This is a genomic window from Streptomyces olivochromogenes (genome assembly GCF_021538895.1).
Taxonomy (GTDB): domain Bacteria; phylum Actinomycetota; class Actinomycetes; order Streptomycetales; family Streptomycetaceae; genus Streptomyces; species Streptomyces olivochromogenes_A.
Genome location: NZ_JADDRL010000279.1, coordinates 1 through 529 on the forward strand (window position 1 = coordinate 1; position 529 = coordinate 529).

Below are 529 nucleotides of genomic sequence, written 5' to 3' on the forward strand. Positions count from 1 at the left end.
CTCCGAGACCGGGTACCGGGACTCCCTGCGCACGGCCATGAAGATGCGGGGCATGACCGGGAAGTGGAAGGCCATGTGGCACTCGTCGCCGCCGGACTGGTAGTCGCCGAAGTAGTCGACCACGTCCTCCGGCCACTGGTTCGCCTCCGCCAGCAGCACCTTGTCGGCGTACTGGGCGTCGATCTCCTTGCGCACACGCTTCAGGAACTCGTGCGTGGCCGGGAGGTTCTCGCAGTTGGTGCCCTCCTGCTGGTACAGGTACGGCACCGCGTCCAGCCGGAAGCCGTCGATGCCCAGGTCCAGCCAGAACTTCAGCGCGGAGATCATCTCCTCCTGGACCGCCGGGTTCTCGTAGTTGAGATCCGGCTGGTGGGAGAAGAACCGGTGCCAGTAGTACTCCTTGCGGATCGGGTCGTACGTCCAGTTGGAGGCCTCGGTGTCGACGAAGATGATCCGCGCGTCCTGGAACTGCTTGTCGTCCTTCGCCCAGACGTAGTAGTCGCCGTAGGGGCCGTCGGGGTCTCTCCTC

At 64.8% G+C, this 529-nt stretch carries 1 protein-coding gene; it reads right to left on the reverse strand.

Going from position 1 to position 529, the window contains the following annotated elements; genetic code table 11:
- Window positions 1-529, reverse strand: a 529-nt coding sequence (locus IPZ69_RS46805) for an alpha-amylase family glycosyl hydrolase (RefSeq protein WP_268835913.1), incomplete at both ends; no start/stop codon positions are given.